The organism is Parvularcula mediterranea (genome assembly GCF_013085255.1).
Lineage (GTDB): Bacteria > Pseudomonadota > Alphaproteobacteria > Caulobacterales > Parvularculaceae > Parvularcula > Parvularcula mediterranea.
The window spans coordinates 1,487,783-1,504,127 of sequence record NZ_JABFCX010000002.1 but is presented as its reverse complement, the minus strand read 5'-3'; the positions used below and the strand labels follow the sequence as shown (position 1 = coordinate 1,504,127).

The 16,345-nt window shown below is 60.4% G+C and carries 13 protein-coding genes; 8 read left to right on the top strand and 5 right to left on the bottom strand.

Translation table 11 applies throughout. From position 1 onward, the window contains the following. Window positions 1-78: 78 nt before the first annotated feature. Window positions 79-921 (bottom strand): phytanoyl-CoA dioxygenase family protein, encoded by an 843-nt coding sequence (locus HK107_RS07860; protein ID WP_173198300.1) that lies wholly within the window; start codon window positions 919-921, stop codon window positions 79-81. Window positions 922-1,078: 157 nt separating this feature from the next. Here HK107_RS07860 and HK107_RS07855 point away from each other — a divergent pair, with 157 nt between their 5' ends. From HK107_RS07855 to HK107_RS07840, 4 genes are read left to right on the top strand one after another with little or no spacing between them, the layout of a single operon-like run. After that, window positions 1,079-1,948 carry a helix-turn-helix transcriptional regulator gene (locus HK107_RS07855; RefSeq protein WP_173198299.1) on the top strand — a complete coding sequence of 290 codons (870 nt, stop codon included), beginning with the start codon at window positions 1,079-1,081 and terminating at the stop codon, window positions 1,946-1,948. Further along, a complete protein-coding gene (locus tag HK107_RS07850; RefSeq protein ID WP_173198298.1) occupies window positions 1,948-3,579 on the top strand; it encodes an alpha-amylase family glycosyl hydrolase in 1,632 nt (543 codons plus the stop codon). Before HK107_RS07855 ends, HK107_RS07850 begins: the two co-directional genes overlap by 1 nt. A 44-nt stretch (window positions 3,580-3,623) precedes the next feature. Next, a complete protein-coding gene (locus tag HK107_RS07845; RefSeq protein WP_173198296.1) occupies window positions 3,624-5,147 on the top strand; it encodes a sulfatase family protein in 1,524 nt (507 codons plus the stop codon). Next, window positions 5,144-6,085, top strand: a complete 942-nt coding sequence (locus tag HK107_RS07840; RefSeq protein WP_173198294.1) for a formylglycine-generating enzyme family protein — start codon at window positions 5,144-5,146, stop codon at window positions 6,083-6,085. Before HK107_RS07845 ends, HK107_RS07840 begins: the two co-directional genes overlap by 4 nt. A 462-nt stretch (window positions 6,086-6,547) precedes the next feature. Here the strand turns inward: HK107_RS07840 and HK107_RS07835 are convergent, their stop codons facing one another. After that, on the bottom strand, window positions 6,548-7,450 hold the full coding sequence (locus tag HK107_RS07835) for an ROK family protein (RefSeq protein ID WP_173198292.1): 903 nt from the start codon (window positions 7,448-7,450) through the stop codon (window positions 6,548-6,550). Between the two features lie 124 nt (window positions 7,451-7,574). Here HK107_RS07835 and HK107_RS07830 point away from each other — a divergent pair, with 124 nt between their 5' ends. Continuing rightward, complete coding sequence (locus HK107_RS07830) at window positions 7,575-8,819, top strand: MFS transporter (RefSeq protein WP_173198290.1); 1,245 nt, start codon at window positions 7,575-7,577, stop codon at window positions 8,817-8,819. A gap of 4 nt (window positions 8,820-8,823) precedes the next feature. Beyond that, window positions 8,824-9,933, top strand: coding sequence for a glycoside hydrolase family protein (locus HK107_RS07825; protein WP_173198288.1), 1,110 nt, complete (start codon window positions 8,824-8,826; stop codon window positions 9,931-9,933). Between the two features lie 12 nt (window positions 9,934-9,945). On the opposite strand, the gene HK107_RS07820 is transcribed toward HK107_RS07825, so the two are convergent. The 3 genes from HK107_RS07820 to HK107_RS15685 all read right to left on the bottom strand — a co-directional run bounded on the left by HK107_RS07820 (window position 9,946) and on the right by HK107_RS15685 (window position 15,259). Beyond that, complete coding sequence (locus HK107_RS07820; protein WP_198912332.1) at window positions 9,946-10,953, bottom strand: LacI family DNA-binding transcriptional regulator; 1,008 nt, start codon at window positions 10,951-10,953, stop codon at window positions 9,946-9,948. Window positions 10,954-11,064: 111 nt separating this feature from the next. Beyond that, entirely contained in the window at window positions 11,065-13,335 is a 2,271-nt protein-coding gene (locus HK107_RS07815; protein WP_173198286.1) for a TonB-dependent receptor domain-containing protein, read from the bottom strand. Between the two features lie 1,486 nt (window positions 13,336-14,821). Next, complete coding sequence (locus HK107_RS15685) at window positions 14,822-15,259, bottom strand: DUF6437 family protein (protein WP_233061168.1); 438 nt, start codon at window positions 15,257-15,259, stop codon at window positions 14,822-14,824. A gap of 429 nt (window positions 15,260-15,688) precedes the next feature. Here HK107_RS15685 and HK107_RS07805 point away from each other — a divergent pair, with 429 nt between their 5' ends. Next, window positions 15,689-15,991 (top strand): hypothetical protein, encoded by a 303-nt coding sequence (locus HK107_RS07805; RefSeq protein WP_173198282.1) that lies wholly within the window; start codon window positions 15,689-15,691, stop codon window positions 15,989-15,991. After that, window positions 15,991-16,344: a hypothetical protein gene (locus HK107_RS07800; RefSeq protein ID WP_173198280.1), complete on the top strand. Its 354-nt coding sequence runs from the start codon at window positions 15,991-15,993 to the stop codon at window positions 16,342-16,344. The genes HK107_RS07805 and HK107_RS07800 overlap by 1 nt, the downstream gene beginning before the upstream one ends. Window position 16,345: the final 1 nt, after the last annotated feature.

Here is a 16,345-nt window from a genome sequence, read left to right as displayed (position 1 = left end):
CTCTTCCAGCGAAGAACGGCACTTCCACTCCGTATACGTTGTTTCCAATCCTTCGAGCGACGTGGGCCTCAGGCGGGCTTAGCCCTTGTCGATCAAGATCGGGTTGAGCGGAGTATCCACCACCTCCCCGACCCTCGCGCCCGGCATCCAGGTTGCCCGGTCATTTTCCTGAAAGCTGTTCGTCGGCGCCGCGAGCCTGATGTCCTTGTCCATGTAGATCATCGTCATCACGGAACGTGGACGGTCAGACTGGTTCGCGCCAGCGAGGTGGAATGTCCAACCGGCATGGAAACTGACATCGCCGAGGGCGAAGGGGCTTTGAACCAGAGGAAAGCCCTGGGCCTGCATCTCCCGGCGGATGGTCGCCTCGCTTTCATCAGAAATCGGTAGGTCCCGTCCTAGCTCCGCATGCTGACTGCCCGCAAAGAAGGCGAGAGGTCCCATCTCCTCCGGGACCGGCTGAAGCGGGATCCAAGCTGTCACCGTACGATCCGATGACAGGGGCCAGTAGTACTGGTCCGCATGCGCAGGGGTGATGCCGCCCGACGGCTCCTTGTAGAGCGATTGATCGTGGTACAGACGAACACCATCCTTGCCGAGAAGCTCAGCGGCCAGCCCCGCCAGCCGCCTCCCGAACACGAACCGCTTCACACGCTCGGAATGACGCCAAAGGTTCATCACCTGAAGAAACGCGCGATCGTAGGTATCGCGCTCTTCGAGGGGCCTGTCTTCCTCGTTCAGCGCCAGCGTCAGCGCCGTGATCTCCTCGCCGATCCTCGCAAGCTTCTCCGCAGGAAGAACGTCGCGAAGGAGGACGAACCCGTCACGATCGAACCGCGCGCACGCATCTCGATCGAGCGTGACCGGCTCATCGACCCAATCAAGGTCAGCGAGGTCAGAAGGAGGCTCAGGGTCCGACATAGAGAAGATCTAGCCCTCCAATCACAACAGTTTCGAGTAGCGCCACTATCGTAGCACCAGTGATTAGCTATCGCATCTGTGCGATCCTGCGGAATGACTGCTGTTTGACAGAAGGGTCTGGTTCCCAGGCCTGCCTAGGCAGTATAAAACCCGTGCGATGAGTTCGAAACCGACACTCTGCGAGCCAGTCGCACTCGACCCGGCCATCGCGCTGCGAGCGGAGACGGTCTCCGACGCGCACGGGCCTGCTGAGGAACGCCTCTTCCCGCACTTCCACGATGCCCACGAGTTCATCTTCTTCGAACAGGCGAAAGGCACCCTTCACACGCTCGGCGGCGACTATCCCATCAGCTCCGGGTGCATCGTGTACGTCCCTTCGATGCGTTTCCACGACTTCTCCCTTGAGGCTGGGCCGAGGGATTGGACAGTCCTCCACGCCGATGCCGGCCTTGTTGCAGAGCTTCTGCGCAAGGACGGCATCGCTCCACCGGACGATGCATTCGTTCTCCAAGCTCAGGGCACTGAACGCGAGAGGTTCCGGACGCTGATCGCATGGACGGCGGAAGCGCTTGAGGGCCGTTGCCATTCCGCCCTCCCCCCGCGCCTTTTCGCAACGCTTCTCGCCGCGCTAATGACTTCGGATGATGTGCACAGCACTGTGCCCGTCCAAAGAGAGACGTTCCGCTCACGGCTGCGACCTGCGCTGGAACTCGTCGCGGATACCGCGCACCGGACGGTGAGCGTGGAGGAAGCCGCGGCGCGCTGTCACCTGTCCCGGCACTATTTCTCGCGAAGTTTCAAACAGGCTTTCGGGTCCGGCTTCGCGGAGTATGAACGCCATTACCGGTTGCGCCGCGCCGCCCTGCGCATATCCAGCAGTGCACAGCCGATCTCAGACATCGCCTACGAGCACGGCTTCCGCAGCCCATCACACTTCACCGCGTCCTTTCACAAGAGATTCGGGGTCACACCGTCAGGGTTCAGAGCATCTCATGAAGCCCCAACATCAGCAGAGGCTTTCTATTAATGAAGCTCATTCCCGCGCTCTTCCTCGCCATCCTGATCGCCAGCTGTTCGCAGAGGACAGAACCTGCAGACACGCAGGCACCTCTTTCGTCCAAAACTCCCAACACACCGGAACAGCAGGAACCTCCGCAGCCAGAGCTTTACTACCACATCTTCGTCAGGAGCTTCGCAGACAGCGATGGCGACCGACAGGGAGATCTGGATGGAATCCGCCAAAAGCTCGATTTTCTTCAATCGCTTGGCGTGACAGGCATCCTCCTGACGCCGCTCTATCCATCCCAGTTCTACCACAATTACTTCGCCAACGACTTCTATGGGATCGACCCGGAGTTCGGCTCGATGGAGGACTACGTCGCACTCGTCGAGGAGATCCACCAACGCGGCATGACGATCATCCTCGATCAGGAAATCCAATATGTCAGTGGACAGCATGAATGGTTCAAGGAGGCGTCCGGCAATCCTGGCTCACCGTCTGACGGCTACGTCCTGTTCGACGACGAGCAGAACACTCGACCGGTAGGGACGCTTTTCAACCTGACGGAGTTCGACGTCTGGCCCAGCCAGAAGCAGAACATCTACACCGTCGACCTGCTCAGCGAAAAGGCGCGCGCCTACTTCACCGAGTACCTCCTGTTCTGGCTCGATCCCAACGGAGACGGTCACTTCTCAGACGGTGCCGATGGATACCGGATCGACCACATGATGGATGATCTCGATAATGCTGGTGTACTGACTGGTCTATTCGATGCGTTCTGGGTACCAATATTTGACGAACTCCGTGAAGCCAAGCCAGACATCAAGATCATCGCAGAGCAGGCGGACTGGGGCTATGGCGAGGCATTCGTCAATCAAGGCGAAGCCGACATGGTCTTTGGCTTCCCGATCCGGGGGGCCATCCTTGATCTTGATGGGGCAGGCTTTGCTGACGCTGTGAGCGAGACGAACGCTGTCCTTGGCAGTGACCACGGCCAGTTCGTGTTCGTAGAAAATCACGACACGGACCGAATAGCTTCCCACCTTGAGGACCCAAGGGCTCTCCGCCTTGCTGCGGCATCAAACCTACTCACCGGATGGACGCCGATCCTCTACTACGGCCAGGAACTCGGAATGCGCGGCGAAAAGCTTGAAGGCGACCTTCCCGACGCCCTCCTCTCCTCCCAGCATGATGTGCGCGATATCCCCATCAGAGAAGCCATGCGTTGGGACAGCCAGCAGCCTGACGCCCTCGCCGACTGGTATCTCAGTGACCCCTCAGCATACGACCTACCCAGCGCCCACGCTCTCGATGGCCCCGAATGGGTGGACGTTCAGGAAGCTGACGAAGGCTCGCTCCTCGCGTTCTATCGACGTCTCACGCGCCTCAGAGCCAACCATCCGGCCCTCGCTAACGGCTCGACAGCAGTTGCGGAGACCAGCGGTGACACTGTCGTCCTGAGACGCGAGCACCTCGAAGGCAGCGTCCTCGTCGCCTTCAACTTCGGGGCCGTGGAAGCACCCCTCGCAATACAAGACGCCGACTGGATGCCCGTCACAGGTTCCGTTGGCCCAAGCGCAGGCTCTGCTGTCCTCAGCGCCTACGGCGTGGCCATCGCCGCGGTCCCGACAGCGCAAGGCGAAGCCACAAGTGACTAGCGCCAGCAATCCACTTCCCTCCGTCCAAAGAGCAGGATGACTCAATGCACCGCAAGATCTCAGCGAGTATCCTAGCCCTCCTCCTCTCCGCATGCGAAGGACATGAGGCGACCCAGCCAGAGTCCGAAGCCAAAACCGAAGCCTTCGACTTCGGCGGCGTCTTCGACGACACCTATGCAGGAGAGATCGACCGCACCGTTGAGCCCCGGCGCCCTGATGGCCCGCCCAACGTCGTCCTCATCATCGCGGATGATCTCGGCTGGCCCTACCTGGGCTTCTTAGGGGACGAGAATGTCGTCACGCCGAACATGGATATCATCGGCAATGGCGGAACGGTCTTTGAGGTGGGCCATGCGACATCAAACTTCTGCAGACCCACACTCCAGACCCTGATCACTGGCCTCTACCCTGTCCAATATGATCAGAGGGCGAACGAGATTGTCGAGAATGCTCTCGCCACGGATGGTGTCCCGGACAGCCTCGACAGTCAGCGCGAGCAGTCCATGTACCGGCAGAAGCTCCACACCTCCGCCATTGAGCAGTTCAAGACGCTCCCGCGTATCCTGCAGGACCAGGGCTACGTCTCGCATCAGAGCGGCAAATGGTGGGAGCAGTCCTACGCCCATGGCGGGTTCACCCACGGCATGACCGAGAGCTGGGACGTACAGGACGCCGTCGACCTTGGCGATCGATGGTTCTTCACCTTCATGGGCGGCCAGGGCCAGAAGATCGGCCGCGAGACAATGGAGCCGCTGGAGACCTTCATTGAAGAGCATGCGGACCAACCGTTTTTCGTCTGGTACGGTCCGGCTCTTCCGCATACCCCGCTCAACGCACCGAACGAGTTCTACAAGTATTTCGCAGAGCGGGATGACCTCTCCCAGTCCGCAAAGCTCTATTACGCTAACATCGCATGGTTCGACTGGGGCGTCGGGAAGATCCTCGACACACTCCACGACCAGCGGGTCATGGACAACACACTCATCGTCTACATCAACGACAATGGCTGGGAGCAGGATGCCGATGTTGAGTATACGGACGATAACATCACCTTCGCCAATGGCGGTCCGCGAGGCAAAGGCTCCTTCTTCGAAACAGGGTTCCGTACACCGATCATCTTCTATTGGCAGGGCAAGATCACGGCGATGCGCGATACGGCGAACCTTGCCAGCGCACTCGATATCATGCCGACGATCCTCGACTACGTCGGCGTTGAGGCGCCCGAAGACCTCCCCGGCTATTCCCTGCGTCCAGCCATTGAAGCAGGCAGCCTGCCCGCGCCCCGCGAGTACTTCATCGGCAGGATGACCCAGCATCGTGCGGGTACGAACTTCCGCGGTGAGCCCGATGACTTCACCGACGATCACATGGGAGCAGCAAGGAGCGGTTATTATCGCCGGGACCTACGCTGGCACTTCGTCTGGCTGCCTGAAACCGGCGAGACCGCGCTCTACGACCTTGAGAACGACCCCGGACAGCTGGCTGACGTGTCAGAGGAGAACCCGGAGCTGATTTCAACCTTCAAGTCGGACATTGAGGACTGGCAGGAACAGTACGAACGCGGATGAACCCTGCACTTCGCAACACATGCACAGCTGCCCTCGTCGCGCTATCGGCTCTCGGTCAGTCTCGCGGCGAGGACGTAGATTGGGTCGCCCTCGAAGGAGGCTGCTTCACCATTGGCGCCGAAGAGGGCAACCCCGAAGAGCGCCCGCAGGTCCCCGCCTGCGTCGAGCCTTTCTCCATCTCCCGAACTGAAATCACCAATGCTCAGTTCACGGCCTTTGTGGAGGCAACAGGCTACAGGACCCGAGCGGAGCGAGGTTGGAAAGCTGATGAGCCCGGCGGCCCCGGTATCGCCATGCCCCCCGGCGCTGCAGTCTTCGCACCGCCCAGCAGGCCTTCGCGGGAAGAGCTCGACTGGTGGCGGTTCGTAGAGGGCGCCAACTGGCAGGCACCTAAGGGCCCCGGCAGCTCAAGGCCCTCAGGCCAACTCCCGGTCATCCACGTCACCCGGGAGGACGCAGAAGCCTACGCCGACTGGGCGGGCGCTCGCTTGCCGACCGAAGAGGAATGGGAGTTTGCCGCCCGGGCCGCGCCCGATGGCTCCGTCATGCGATGGACCAAGGCTGAGGCGGAAGCGCTGAACAAGCGCGCCAACACCTGGCAGGGGCTCTTCCCCGCCATCGATACCGGCAAGGACGGCTTCGAGGGCCTCGCCCCCGTGGCATCCTTCGAGGCCAATGCCTTCGGCCTTCACGACATGATGGGGAACGTCTGGGAGTGGACAGCCACGCCCTACGCGCCGTCCCACAGGGCGGACGACAAGAGGGTAGCAGGCAGGATCGGCTTCGATCCCAATCAACCCGGAGCCGCCGTCGCAACGATCAAGGGAGGCTCCTACCTCTGCTCGTTCTCCTATTGCGCGCGGTTCCGGCCAGCCGCCCGTCAGGCGCAAAACCTCGCCTACGGAACATCTCACATTGGCTTCCGGATCGTCAGGTAGCGCTCGGCGCTGAGCACGAAAAGCGGCAATCCCCCAAAGGGACCAAACTTATCAGACTGACTGGGATCTTTGTCACTTTCACTTCTCTCCGTGAGAGAAGTGGCGCGAGTGACGGGGTTAAAAACGACAAGCATTTCTAATATATTACAGCGGTTTAGCTTCGTTTTTGCCCAATTTGTAGTGCACAAAGTTTGCATTTTGTAGTGCAGGAAACGGCGCACGGCCCTTCTTCAGCTCCGCTTTTTCGCTATAGGCAGGATCGTCAGCAAGCAATCTACTTCTAGGGCAGACGCCCAAAATCATATTCACAAAACACATGATCGTGCGGTCGCTAAGAGCCAATGCGCACCATTATTTCATTTCTTGCAAGAGCTTGAAATGTAGCATTCTCGACATCATCGTTCGAACGGCGATGCGGGATACTTGAATATAGCACCTGGTACGCGACGCACGAAATCTACACTACGGCCGAGCCTTCGCATCGACCCCTTGGGCGATCAGGAAGCTTCCCAGCAGGCCCGCATCATCGCCAAGTTGCGCCTTCTGCAACAATTCCTGCAGACGGCCTGCTTCTGGAAGGTAGCCCCCATCCAGCCGCGCGAAGTGGCGCTGAACCGAGCTGATCAACGCCGGCGCACCGAGCACACCGCCGCCCAAGATGATCCGCTCGAGCCGCGACCCGAGTGCCAGGGTCAAGCAAAGCTGCGCAAGGTAATGCCCGGCCATTTCCCAGACTGGATGATCTGTACCCAAACTTTCAAGATCGCCGAACCTATCGGATAGAGCGGGTGCCGCACTGAGGCCTTCGAGGCAGTCCCTGTGAAAGGCGCAACGACCTTCGTAGTGCTGGTCTTCCGGATGGCGCACCACGCGAATATGACCGAGTTCAGGATGGAGCGGCCGCCCCGCGAACTGCCCTTCGCTTTTGAGACCAACACCGATCCCCGTCCCCACGGTGATATAGGCGACGCGAGAAAGACCGCGACCGGCACCAAGCTGCATTTCCGCTTCGAGCGCTCCGTTGACGTCCGTATCGAGACGACCTGGAACTCCGAGGGCCTTTGACAGGTTGCGCAGCAAGGGCGTCCCTGACCAACCAGGCTTCGGCGTGGCGAGGATTGTCCCGTAGTTTGGGGACGACTCGTCGACGTCCACGGGGCCGAAGGTGGCGACGCCCAGCCGACCGATCCGGCCTCCGGCAGCCGCCGCCAGCTCCTGAAGCTTCATGCTCGCATCACCCACCGTCTCTTCGGGTGTCGTGGTCGGCACGCGCGCCTTGGCCAAGAGGCGTCCGTCCCGGTCACTCACACCAAGCTTGAACGTCGTGCCGCCCGCGTCGATGCCGGCGATCAGCTCCTTCGTCATAGCCTCATCCTGAACGCTGCTCCGCCGCTGTCCTAATCACACAATACACGGCTTGCCAATGCATTGCCTCGCCGTGTACAGCTTAGGTAGGACTCTGATGTCGAACATGCGAGGATTGCGAACCATGAGCCAGACCTCTGCGCACACATTGCCAGCTGCCACATATGGCGTGGTGACGGCACTCGTCTTCGCGATGTTCTTCATGTTCGGCATGACCACCGACGCGGTGGGCGAGATCATCTCGATCGCGCGGGGTGAGCTTGGGATCACCAACACCGAAGCGGCTGCGTTCCACTGGGCCACGATGATTGCCATCGCGCTGAGCGGCGTGACCTTGGGCTTCCTGTCGGATTCCATCGGCCGGAAGCGAACCATCGTCATCGGTCTCGCGCTTTACGGGGTCGCCAGTGCTCTCTTCTTCGCTGGCTCATCCTTTCAGTTATATACGGTACTTCTGTTCATATCCGGCTTTGCCATCGGCATCTTCAAGACAGCGGGGCTTGCGGTCATCGGCGATATTTCTAGCTCGACCGACGACCACACCAAGAAAATGAACGCGGTCGAAGGCTTCTTCGGCGTCGGCGCCATCGCGGGGCCGGCTCTCGTCGTTTATCTTGACCATTCAGGCGCGAGCTGGCGCTGGCTTTACATCGTGGCCGCGGCACTTTGTGCCGTGATGATCGTCGCGATGTCCCGCGCCACTTTTCCGCCTACGGTGCAGTCGGAAAAGAGCGAGGCCGGGCTCGGCCACACCCTGCGCCTGATGCGCAGCCCCTATGCCTTCGGTTTTTCGATGATGATCGCGCTTTACGTGGCGTCGGAGGTGGCAATCTTCGTCTGGTTGCCGACATTCCTCGACGGCTTCGAGGCTTCGGGCATGACAGCCTTTTTCGCAGCCTACGCCGTCATGATCTTCTTCGTGTTGCGCGCTGCGGGGCGTTTCTTGGGGGTCTTCGTGCTCAACCTCCTCGACTGGAAGATCGTCCTCGTTCTCTTCACCGGTCTCATCTTCGCGTGCTTCGCGGGGAGTATGGTGGGGGGCCAGGTTTGGGCCGTGTACCTCCTTCCCCTCTCCGGTCTCTTCATGTCGATGATTTACCCGACCCTCAATTCCAAGGCGATCAGCTGCTATCCCAAGGTCGACCACGGCGCCGTCGCGGGGGTCACGCTCTTCTTCACCGCGGCCGCTGCGGCGCTCGCGCCCCTCGCCATGGCCTTTGCCAGCGACCGGTTCGGCGGCGGCGACCTCAAGGTCGGCTTCGGTCTTGCGACAGGCTTTGCGCTGCTCCTCTTCGCAGGTACGCTCTTCAACCTCATCAGGGACCCGGCCGGCAAGGCACTCCGCGAAGCCAACGAGAGTGAGTACTGATCGGATGAATTCTCGTTCTCACACCGTTGCTGTCCCGCTGGCCTCCCCTCAGGTCTTTCGCCATGGCATCCGACATCCCGATCTGTGGCTCTGGGATGCATGGACGTACACGGATGAGAGCACCCTCCACCTCTTCTGCCTGGCTCTCGCCAGGACCAACAGCTGCGGGCAGGCCATCACCCCCGCCGACCGGAACGACTATCCGTTCCACGTGCGCCATTTCTCGTCCGGGGACGGCGGTGAGAGCTGGCGGGATTGCGGTGCCTATCTGTGTCCTGACGAACGACCTGGATCACCCACCGAGCATAATATCTGGAGCGGCTCGGCGCTGCTGCACGGCGATCAGCTTCTCTTTGGGTTCACGGGTGTCACGAAGCCCGGGGTCGGGCGCAGCTTTCATCAATCCATCTGCCTCCTGACATCCTCGCCCGAGGCGACGCCCGACCTTGCCGATACGGTGGTTCTCTCCGATCCGTCGCGAGACTATGAGGCGATCCGCAAGGCGGGCTATTATCTCGGCCCATGGTCGACGCTCGGCTCCGATGGGGGCGAAGAGGATGGCCCCATCCTCGCCTGGCGTGACCCGTTCTTCGTCCCTGAAGATGATGGCACCCTGCGGGCCTATTGGGCGGGCAAGGTCGGACCTGCGGAGCCAGCGGTGGCGTCCGGGAGGGTGAGACTGACCGATGAGGGCTACGTCATGGACAAGCTCTATGATCCGATCGTACCGCCCGATGTTTCTCAGTACACGCAGTCGGAGGTTCCGAAAGTCTACCGCAATCCGCGCGACGGCTCGCTCCTGATGCTGACATCCACCTGCAACCGCGTCAGTGAAGACCAACCTGATGAGGAAGTCTCGAAAGAGCTTCGTCTTTACCAGGCGCCGGGCTTCGATGGTCCGTGGACGCCATACGCAGCCGATGGCGCGACATTGCCGGGTATTAGGCACCTGTTCGGCGGCGAGTTCTCAGACGTCGATTTCGTCAGCAGGCGCGCTTCGCTGATAGCGCCGTACACCGAAATGGCCGAACCGGAGCTGCAACTCACCTTCGCCGATATCCGCAAGGTTTCTCTCGAGCCTGAGAACGTCAAAAAGCCGGCGCCCGCCGCCTGAACCGCGGGCGCGTCAAAGCGTCGAGGCCCTGACAATAAGATCGGTCGACGTCAGCTCAGAGCGGACCTTCTCACCCCTGATCTTCCGTAGAAGGAGTTCTACGAGCAGCTCCCCGCCAAGAGCGATGTTCTGGTCGATGGTGGAGAGCGAGGGAAGCGCGTTTGCCGCCTGACCGACATTGTCGTACCCAACGACGGCGACATCCTCGGGGATCTCGCGTCCCGCCTTCTGAAGCGCACTCATGGCAGCAATGGCCAGCACGTCAGAGGCGGCGAAGATCGCGTCGAACTTGAGGCCGTCCTCGACGAGGTTGAGCACATCGCGCACCGTCGTTGACGCTCCGAACCCGAGCGGCAGCATCAGGTCCGGATCGTGCTCAACCCCTTGCGACGCCATCGCCGACTGGAAGCCTTCGTAGCGCAAAGCGACTTCGGGAAGCGATGTATCGCCGATGAAGAGAATCCGCCTGCGACCGAGCGAGAGAAGATGGCGGCCAGCCGTCCGTCCGCCCTCCACATTGTCACTGCCAACGATCGTATACCGGGCATCCTCCAGGGCCCCGCCCCAGACGACAATACGGTCCGTGGACTGCGCCAGCGCGTTGAGGCGTTCCTTTCGCCCCGCCTGGCCGATGATGATGAGCCCATCGACCTTTCCAGTGGTAAGGAGCCTCTTCTCTGCGACTTTCTCGTCGCTTTTCGGCACCGTGAGAAGCAAATCGTAGTCCCGGTCCGCCGCTGCCGTCGTCACCGCGCCCAGCATCTCGAGGTAGAACGGGTCGGAAATGGTCTGCCCGCGGGTGGGGTCGATCGGGACAACGACTCCGATTGTCTTGGTTGCCTGCTTCCGCAGGTTGCTGGCCGAAATGTTGATCTCATACCCGATCTTCTCGGCGATGGCCTTGATATGATCCTTCGTCGCTTGCTTCACACGCGGACTATCGGCGAGCGCCCTCGACACGGTCGAGGCGTCCACCTGCGCCGCACGGGCGAGATCCGCCATGGTCGGTTTGCCGCTCATCCAAGCTCCATTGAGGCGTTCGCTCACTCATGTCTCCCCGTTTGTGCCGAAAAAAACGGGCCGCTCCAAGACTGGAACGGCCCGAGGCGCATCTGATTGAACAGGGAGAGATCAGAAGCGATAGCTGAGCGTCAGGCTTGCGTTGCGGCCATTGATCGGACGGATCCGCACAAAGTCGCCAGCAACGGCCGAGCCCTCTTCGCCTTCGGTGAAGCCTTCTTCGTCGAAGAGGTTGTTCACGTCTGCCGACACCGAAATGTTCTCAGTGATGTCGAAGCGGCCATAGACGCTGACGATGTTGTAGGCATCGAAGCTCAGGTCATTGTTATCCTGAATGAACACCTCGTCCGTTCCGAAAACGTTGGCGCCGACCGTCCAGCGCTCAGCCTCGAAGTAAGGCGAGACGTTGAAGACGTAGTCAGCCTGGCGACGCGGCTTGTTCCCGACATTGGCACCAGAGCCCGTCTCGACGATCTCTGCGTCTTGCAGGGTTGCGGTGGCGCGGAGACCGAAGCCGGTCGGGTGCTTGTAGTGACCTTCGACTTCGAAGCCTGAAGCCTCATAGGCGTTCTCGCGGAACTGCTGGGTCGTCACCTCGAACTCGCGCGCTTCGGTCGTATCAGCGTTGAAATAGGTGACGAAGAACGAGAGGTCGCGGGTCGAGTACTTAAAGCCCATCTCCCACTGCTCGACGAGGCTGTAGGCGCTGTCGTTCTGGATCGTGCCATTCGCAGCGATATTGCCTGTCACGCGGTCCGGTGAGCTTAGCGAGCCGCCCTCAGCGATGTTGGCGAAGACTGCGATATCCGGTGTGAACTGATAGTTCACACCAGCCGACCATGCGTCGAAGTCAACTTCGTAGTTCGCAAGACGCGGTGCGCCGAAGTTGTTCACCGCCTGCTCGTTGGCGCCGATCGTGCCGTCACCATTGATATCCTGCGGTGCCTGAATGGCGGCCTCGGCGAAGCTGCCGGACACGTCATACTGGTTGTCGCGGTAGCTCAGGTCCCAGGAGAGGTTCTCGAACTCACCGGTCAGAGCGATGAATGGCGAAACCAGATCAACTTCGAAGTCGTATGAACGGGTACAGCAGTTGCCGAAAGCCGGGTTGCCGAACAGAGCACCACCAACGCTGTCGCCTTGGTCAAAGAACGTACGGTCACCATCAAGACGGATATTGTACTGGTTGAAGTTCCAGTTCGTATTGATGTCCTGGCTGTCGAAGTTCACGCCAGCAGTGACCTGCATGAAGTCGAGGTCCTTGGTCAGGCTCGCCTCGGTGAAGCTGTTGTCGAAGTCACGGATCTGGGTGTTGAAGTACACAACGTTCGTGGACGGACCGGCTTGCGGATCGTCGAACGAACCTGCCGGGAACGGCGATGCGAAGTTACCTTCGACCTTGGCCGTCCGGTGACGGAAGTTTGCCGTAAGGTGGTCCGTCAGCTCGTACTCACCGACAAATGCGATCGAGGTCATGCGGGCTTCGAAGCCGTCACCATCGGTCGCCTCAACACCGTCGACGCGGTTCACATAGTCGGTCGGGTCGAAGAAAATCGTGCCGTCGCCAAAGTCGACGCCAACTTCCTCAAAGCCGCTGCCGTTATAGCGAGCCGGGATGGGGAGATAGGTCGGGACCTTGTCGTCGAGGTGCTTGAAGTGAACCTTCATGGAGCCACGGTCGAAGTCACCTGCGAGGGTTGCCTTGATCTGGCCGCCCTCTTCGGTGCCGGCCGCAGCCTCGCGAACGCCTTCACCGGTACGAACGAAGCCGCCAATGTGTGCTGACCACGTCTCGTTCAGCGGCATACCGTATTCGAAATCGCCGCGTACGGAATTGTAGTTCAGGCCCGTGGTGACCGCGACAGAGCCGCCCTGGTCTTCACCGGTCTTGGAGATGAGGTTGATGATACCGCCCGGAGCGTTCGGAGCAGCCGTCGAAGCCGAGCCGCCGCGAATGGCCTGAACGCTGCCGACCGTGCGGTCAAAGCGGAGGAAGCTGTCTGCGGTACCGAAGGCGATGTCGCCGACGAGAAGCGTCGGGAAGCCATCCTCCTGGAAGGAAACGTAGCGCGAACCGCCCGCGCTGATCGGCATGCCACGAACCTTGAGGTTCGTGTTCGCGTCACCTGACGAGGGCTCCACCTGAATACCGGGGAGGACACGGAATGCCTCGGCCGTGGAGCGCGGCGCGGAGCGATCGAGCTGTTCGGGCGAGAGCGAGGTAACCGAGGCGGTCGATTCAAGCTGCGTGGTCGGGCGGGCAACACCCGTCACGATGATCTCGTCACCGCGGTCCTCATCATTGTCTTGAGCAAAGGCGTTGCCCGATGCGACTGCGCAAACGGCGGCAGACAGCATGAGGCTGCGTTGAATAGTCTTCATTGGATCCTCCCTGGAACGTTCTTGTTCGCGCCGATCAGAGCCGCCGCCTGAGCCTTGCTTACCCGAACGTGAACAGGAAACAATACACGAAATGCAATGCAATGTATTTCGTGGCGACGATGTCGCGAAAGCGCAACATCCCGCCCTCGAACGGGTAAAGGTCTGAACTGCGCCCTATCGGCACTCGATGCTGTTAATGTGAAACGTCCGGACCGAACGATCTTGGTCCCGAGTAAGGGCCTCTCGGGTCGCTCTCTGAACAATGCCGAGATCGCGACCATCGATCCCGAACAGACGACAAGCTTGTCCATCTTTCAGATGTTGCCGACGTCAAGAGACTGGGGATTGGCATCGATCTTTCAAGAAAAATACCGGAAAAAGCTCACCAGCAGATGGAGTGTGAATCGCTCACCAAGATATTGTTTCGTATGGAAGATGTAACCAACTTCCGATTTGTCGAAGCTTCAAAGTCCGCTGTCTCAATTGTCGTCGGCAGCATGGCGCGGTGGAAACGTGATGTGCTCGATAGCGTTGATGCGGCACTATTTGTGATGGGGCCAGGCGATACGCTCGCTAGGCAAGAACCTATAGAGAGGATCGCAAATTTTATAATCTCAGGTTGTGATGAGCCTTTTCTGTCCCTGCAAAGATCCCCCAAAGGATGGACCGGTCCACCGCGATCTGGTCAAGAAACAACGGCTCCAATAAGTCATAGGGCGCCGCGCGTCCCTCTGCGGAACCGGGCTTTAGGCGACCTCGTCGCCCGGATCCGGACGCCGTCAGTCACCACCGGCCGGTCGGGATTCCTCGCGCTTGGCCGGGGGTGGCCCTGCAAGGGACGCGCCGCAAACCGGCGCGGCTTCTGATGGTATTTTTTCCCTTCGAGGCCTTGGGGGACCGGACGCCTGATTCGGCTACCGGAGGCCGCCGGTCCGCAACCTGTTTCGGGACTGAAGCGTCTTAGCTGTCGCGGTTCTCCTACGAAACAGGTTCGGCGTTTCGGTCTTTGTACGGTTTTATCTCAAGTGCTGACCGTCTCCTCCCCTCCGGTTTCCAGCGCTTACCGGTCCCCCGCCCTCGCGGGGGAAAGGATGTGAGCGGAGAGGAGCGAGAGCATGGGTGCGAGAACCCCACCGCGGCTCACTATGATCTGGCGCTTGAGTATAAACGCAAAATGGCTGGCCCCCCTCGGGTGTTTGTGAGGACTTGCGTTTCGCGATAGGCTTTAAAAGCTTTTGACCGGTGACCGATCTCTACCTCGGAGATCGCACCCATGAATTCTTTCCACATGAGCGGCCGCCTCGGCGGTGAACCCTCCTGAACTTTTCTCGGGACGATAGCTCGAAGCGCTTGGCGCGTTTCTCCCTCGCCCTTCTGGACAACAAGTCGGTATCGAAAGAGACGGTTTGGATCCTCGTCACCGTTTTCGACGGTTCTGACCAACGCTTCGCCGAGCAGCACTTCTCCAAGAGTGACCTCATCGCGGTCAAGGGACGGCCTCAGCAGAACCGCTGGGGAAACCGAAAACGGCGAGAAGCGGACGAGCCTCACCGTCATCGCCTCCTCCGTCACCGGCCTCTCCCTCGCCAAATGGCAGCGCATGAAGAACGGGGAGGTCAGCGCATGAGCGACGCACCGACCTGTTTTTCGCCTCTTTGCCTTCCGTCTTCCTCAACGGAGTCGGAGCTACTTTCGCCTTCGCCACCGACAAACGCCGCAGAGTCTCTTCGGGTCCAAGTTCGGCGAGACGGTCGAGGACAATGTCTATCTCCTTCGAGTCCATGGTGTGGATCCCACGATCCATCAGCTTACGGCCGAGATGGGCAGCGGCTTGCTCTTCCAAGAGCTTCGCTTTGTCCTTGAACGCTGCTTCCTTCTTCCGGTGGGCTTCAAGTTCGGCGACAGGGTCTTTGGTGCGAGGCATGGGCATGTCCTTCGGGCTGCTTCAAGGCCAACCTAAACAGCGAGACGATGTCCTTCGCGGGCTACAGAAGGACTCCCTGCAGCTCGCGCGAGAAGGGCGTGGCCCATCCCGTAGAGAGGAGACCGCGACCCCCGGAAAGACAATCGGGCGTGGGGGCGGAGAACGGCCAGGGGGCCGCCCTGGCCTGATCACACACAACGCACAGGGTGCCTTGGGGCGGCAAAGCCAGTCAGCGTCTGGGTTGGAAGCCAAGTCCGCCAAACCGAGCTGCTTCGGCGCACTGTATCTAGATGGTCCGCTGGCGGAGAGTATGCGCGGCTTCCGCCGGATACGGAGTGTCTCCGATCCGCGCAGCCAATGCAGACAACGTTCTTGTGAGTGTTTTCAGGGCGCTCCTTCCAGCGCCTGTTTCGGAAAGGCGGTGACCCGATGACCGAGTGTACCCGCTTCCAGTTCTGGCTCCCTAAAAGGGACTGCTTTGCCCTCGAAGAGGCCGCCAAAGCCCACGGCATCGCTCCCAACCAGATGGCGAAGAAGCTCGTTCAGCTGGCCCTCTCGAAAGACCCCCTGCCCCCGGAAAAGCTCGCCGATGATCTCCTGGTGATCCGGGCCGGCATGGAGCAGTTGTTCCGAAGGTCGGACCGGTCGGGAGAACTCGATGACGCCATCGAGATCGTCAAGACGAGGCTCCGGCAGGAGGCTTCGATCCTCCGTAACGGGAGGATCAGCTGATGACAGCGAACGCCAACGGACCCCTCAAGACCTTCCTACGGGGCGGGCAGGTCACCCTCCACACCCTTCGCATGTTCGGCCAGGTGATCCGCTTCCTGGCCGGCGCGATGATCAGCCTGATGCTGGTCATCGCCTACCTTGGCACCAAGGCAAACACCTCGCCCGAGGAACGCCACTATGCCATGAAGAGGTACGAGGCGCAGGGGTACCGGCTTCTCCGCGCGCCGCTCCATACCGAACTCAACATGCTCACCGCCTCGGGCGAGCATCGCCCGTTTCCGCTCTCGGTGATCCTCACCAACAGCGCGGTGTCCGAGCATGAGCGGGGCTTTCGAAAGACGACCCTCCGGTGAC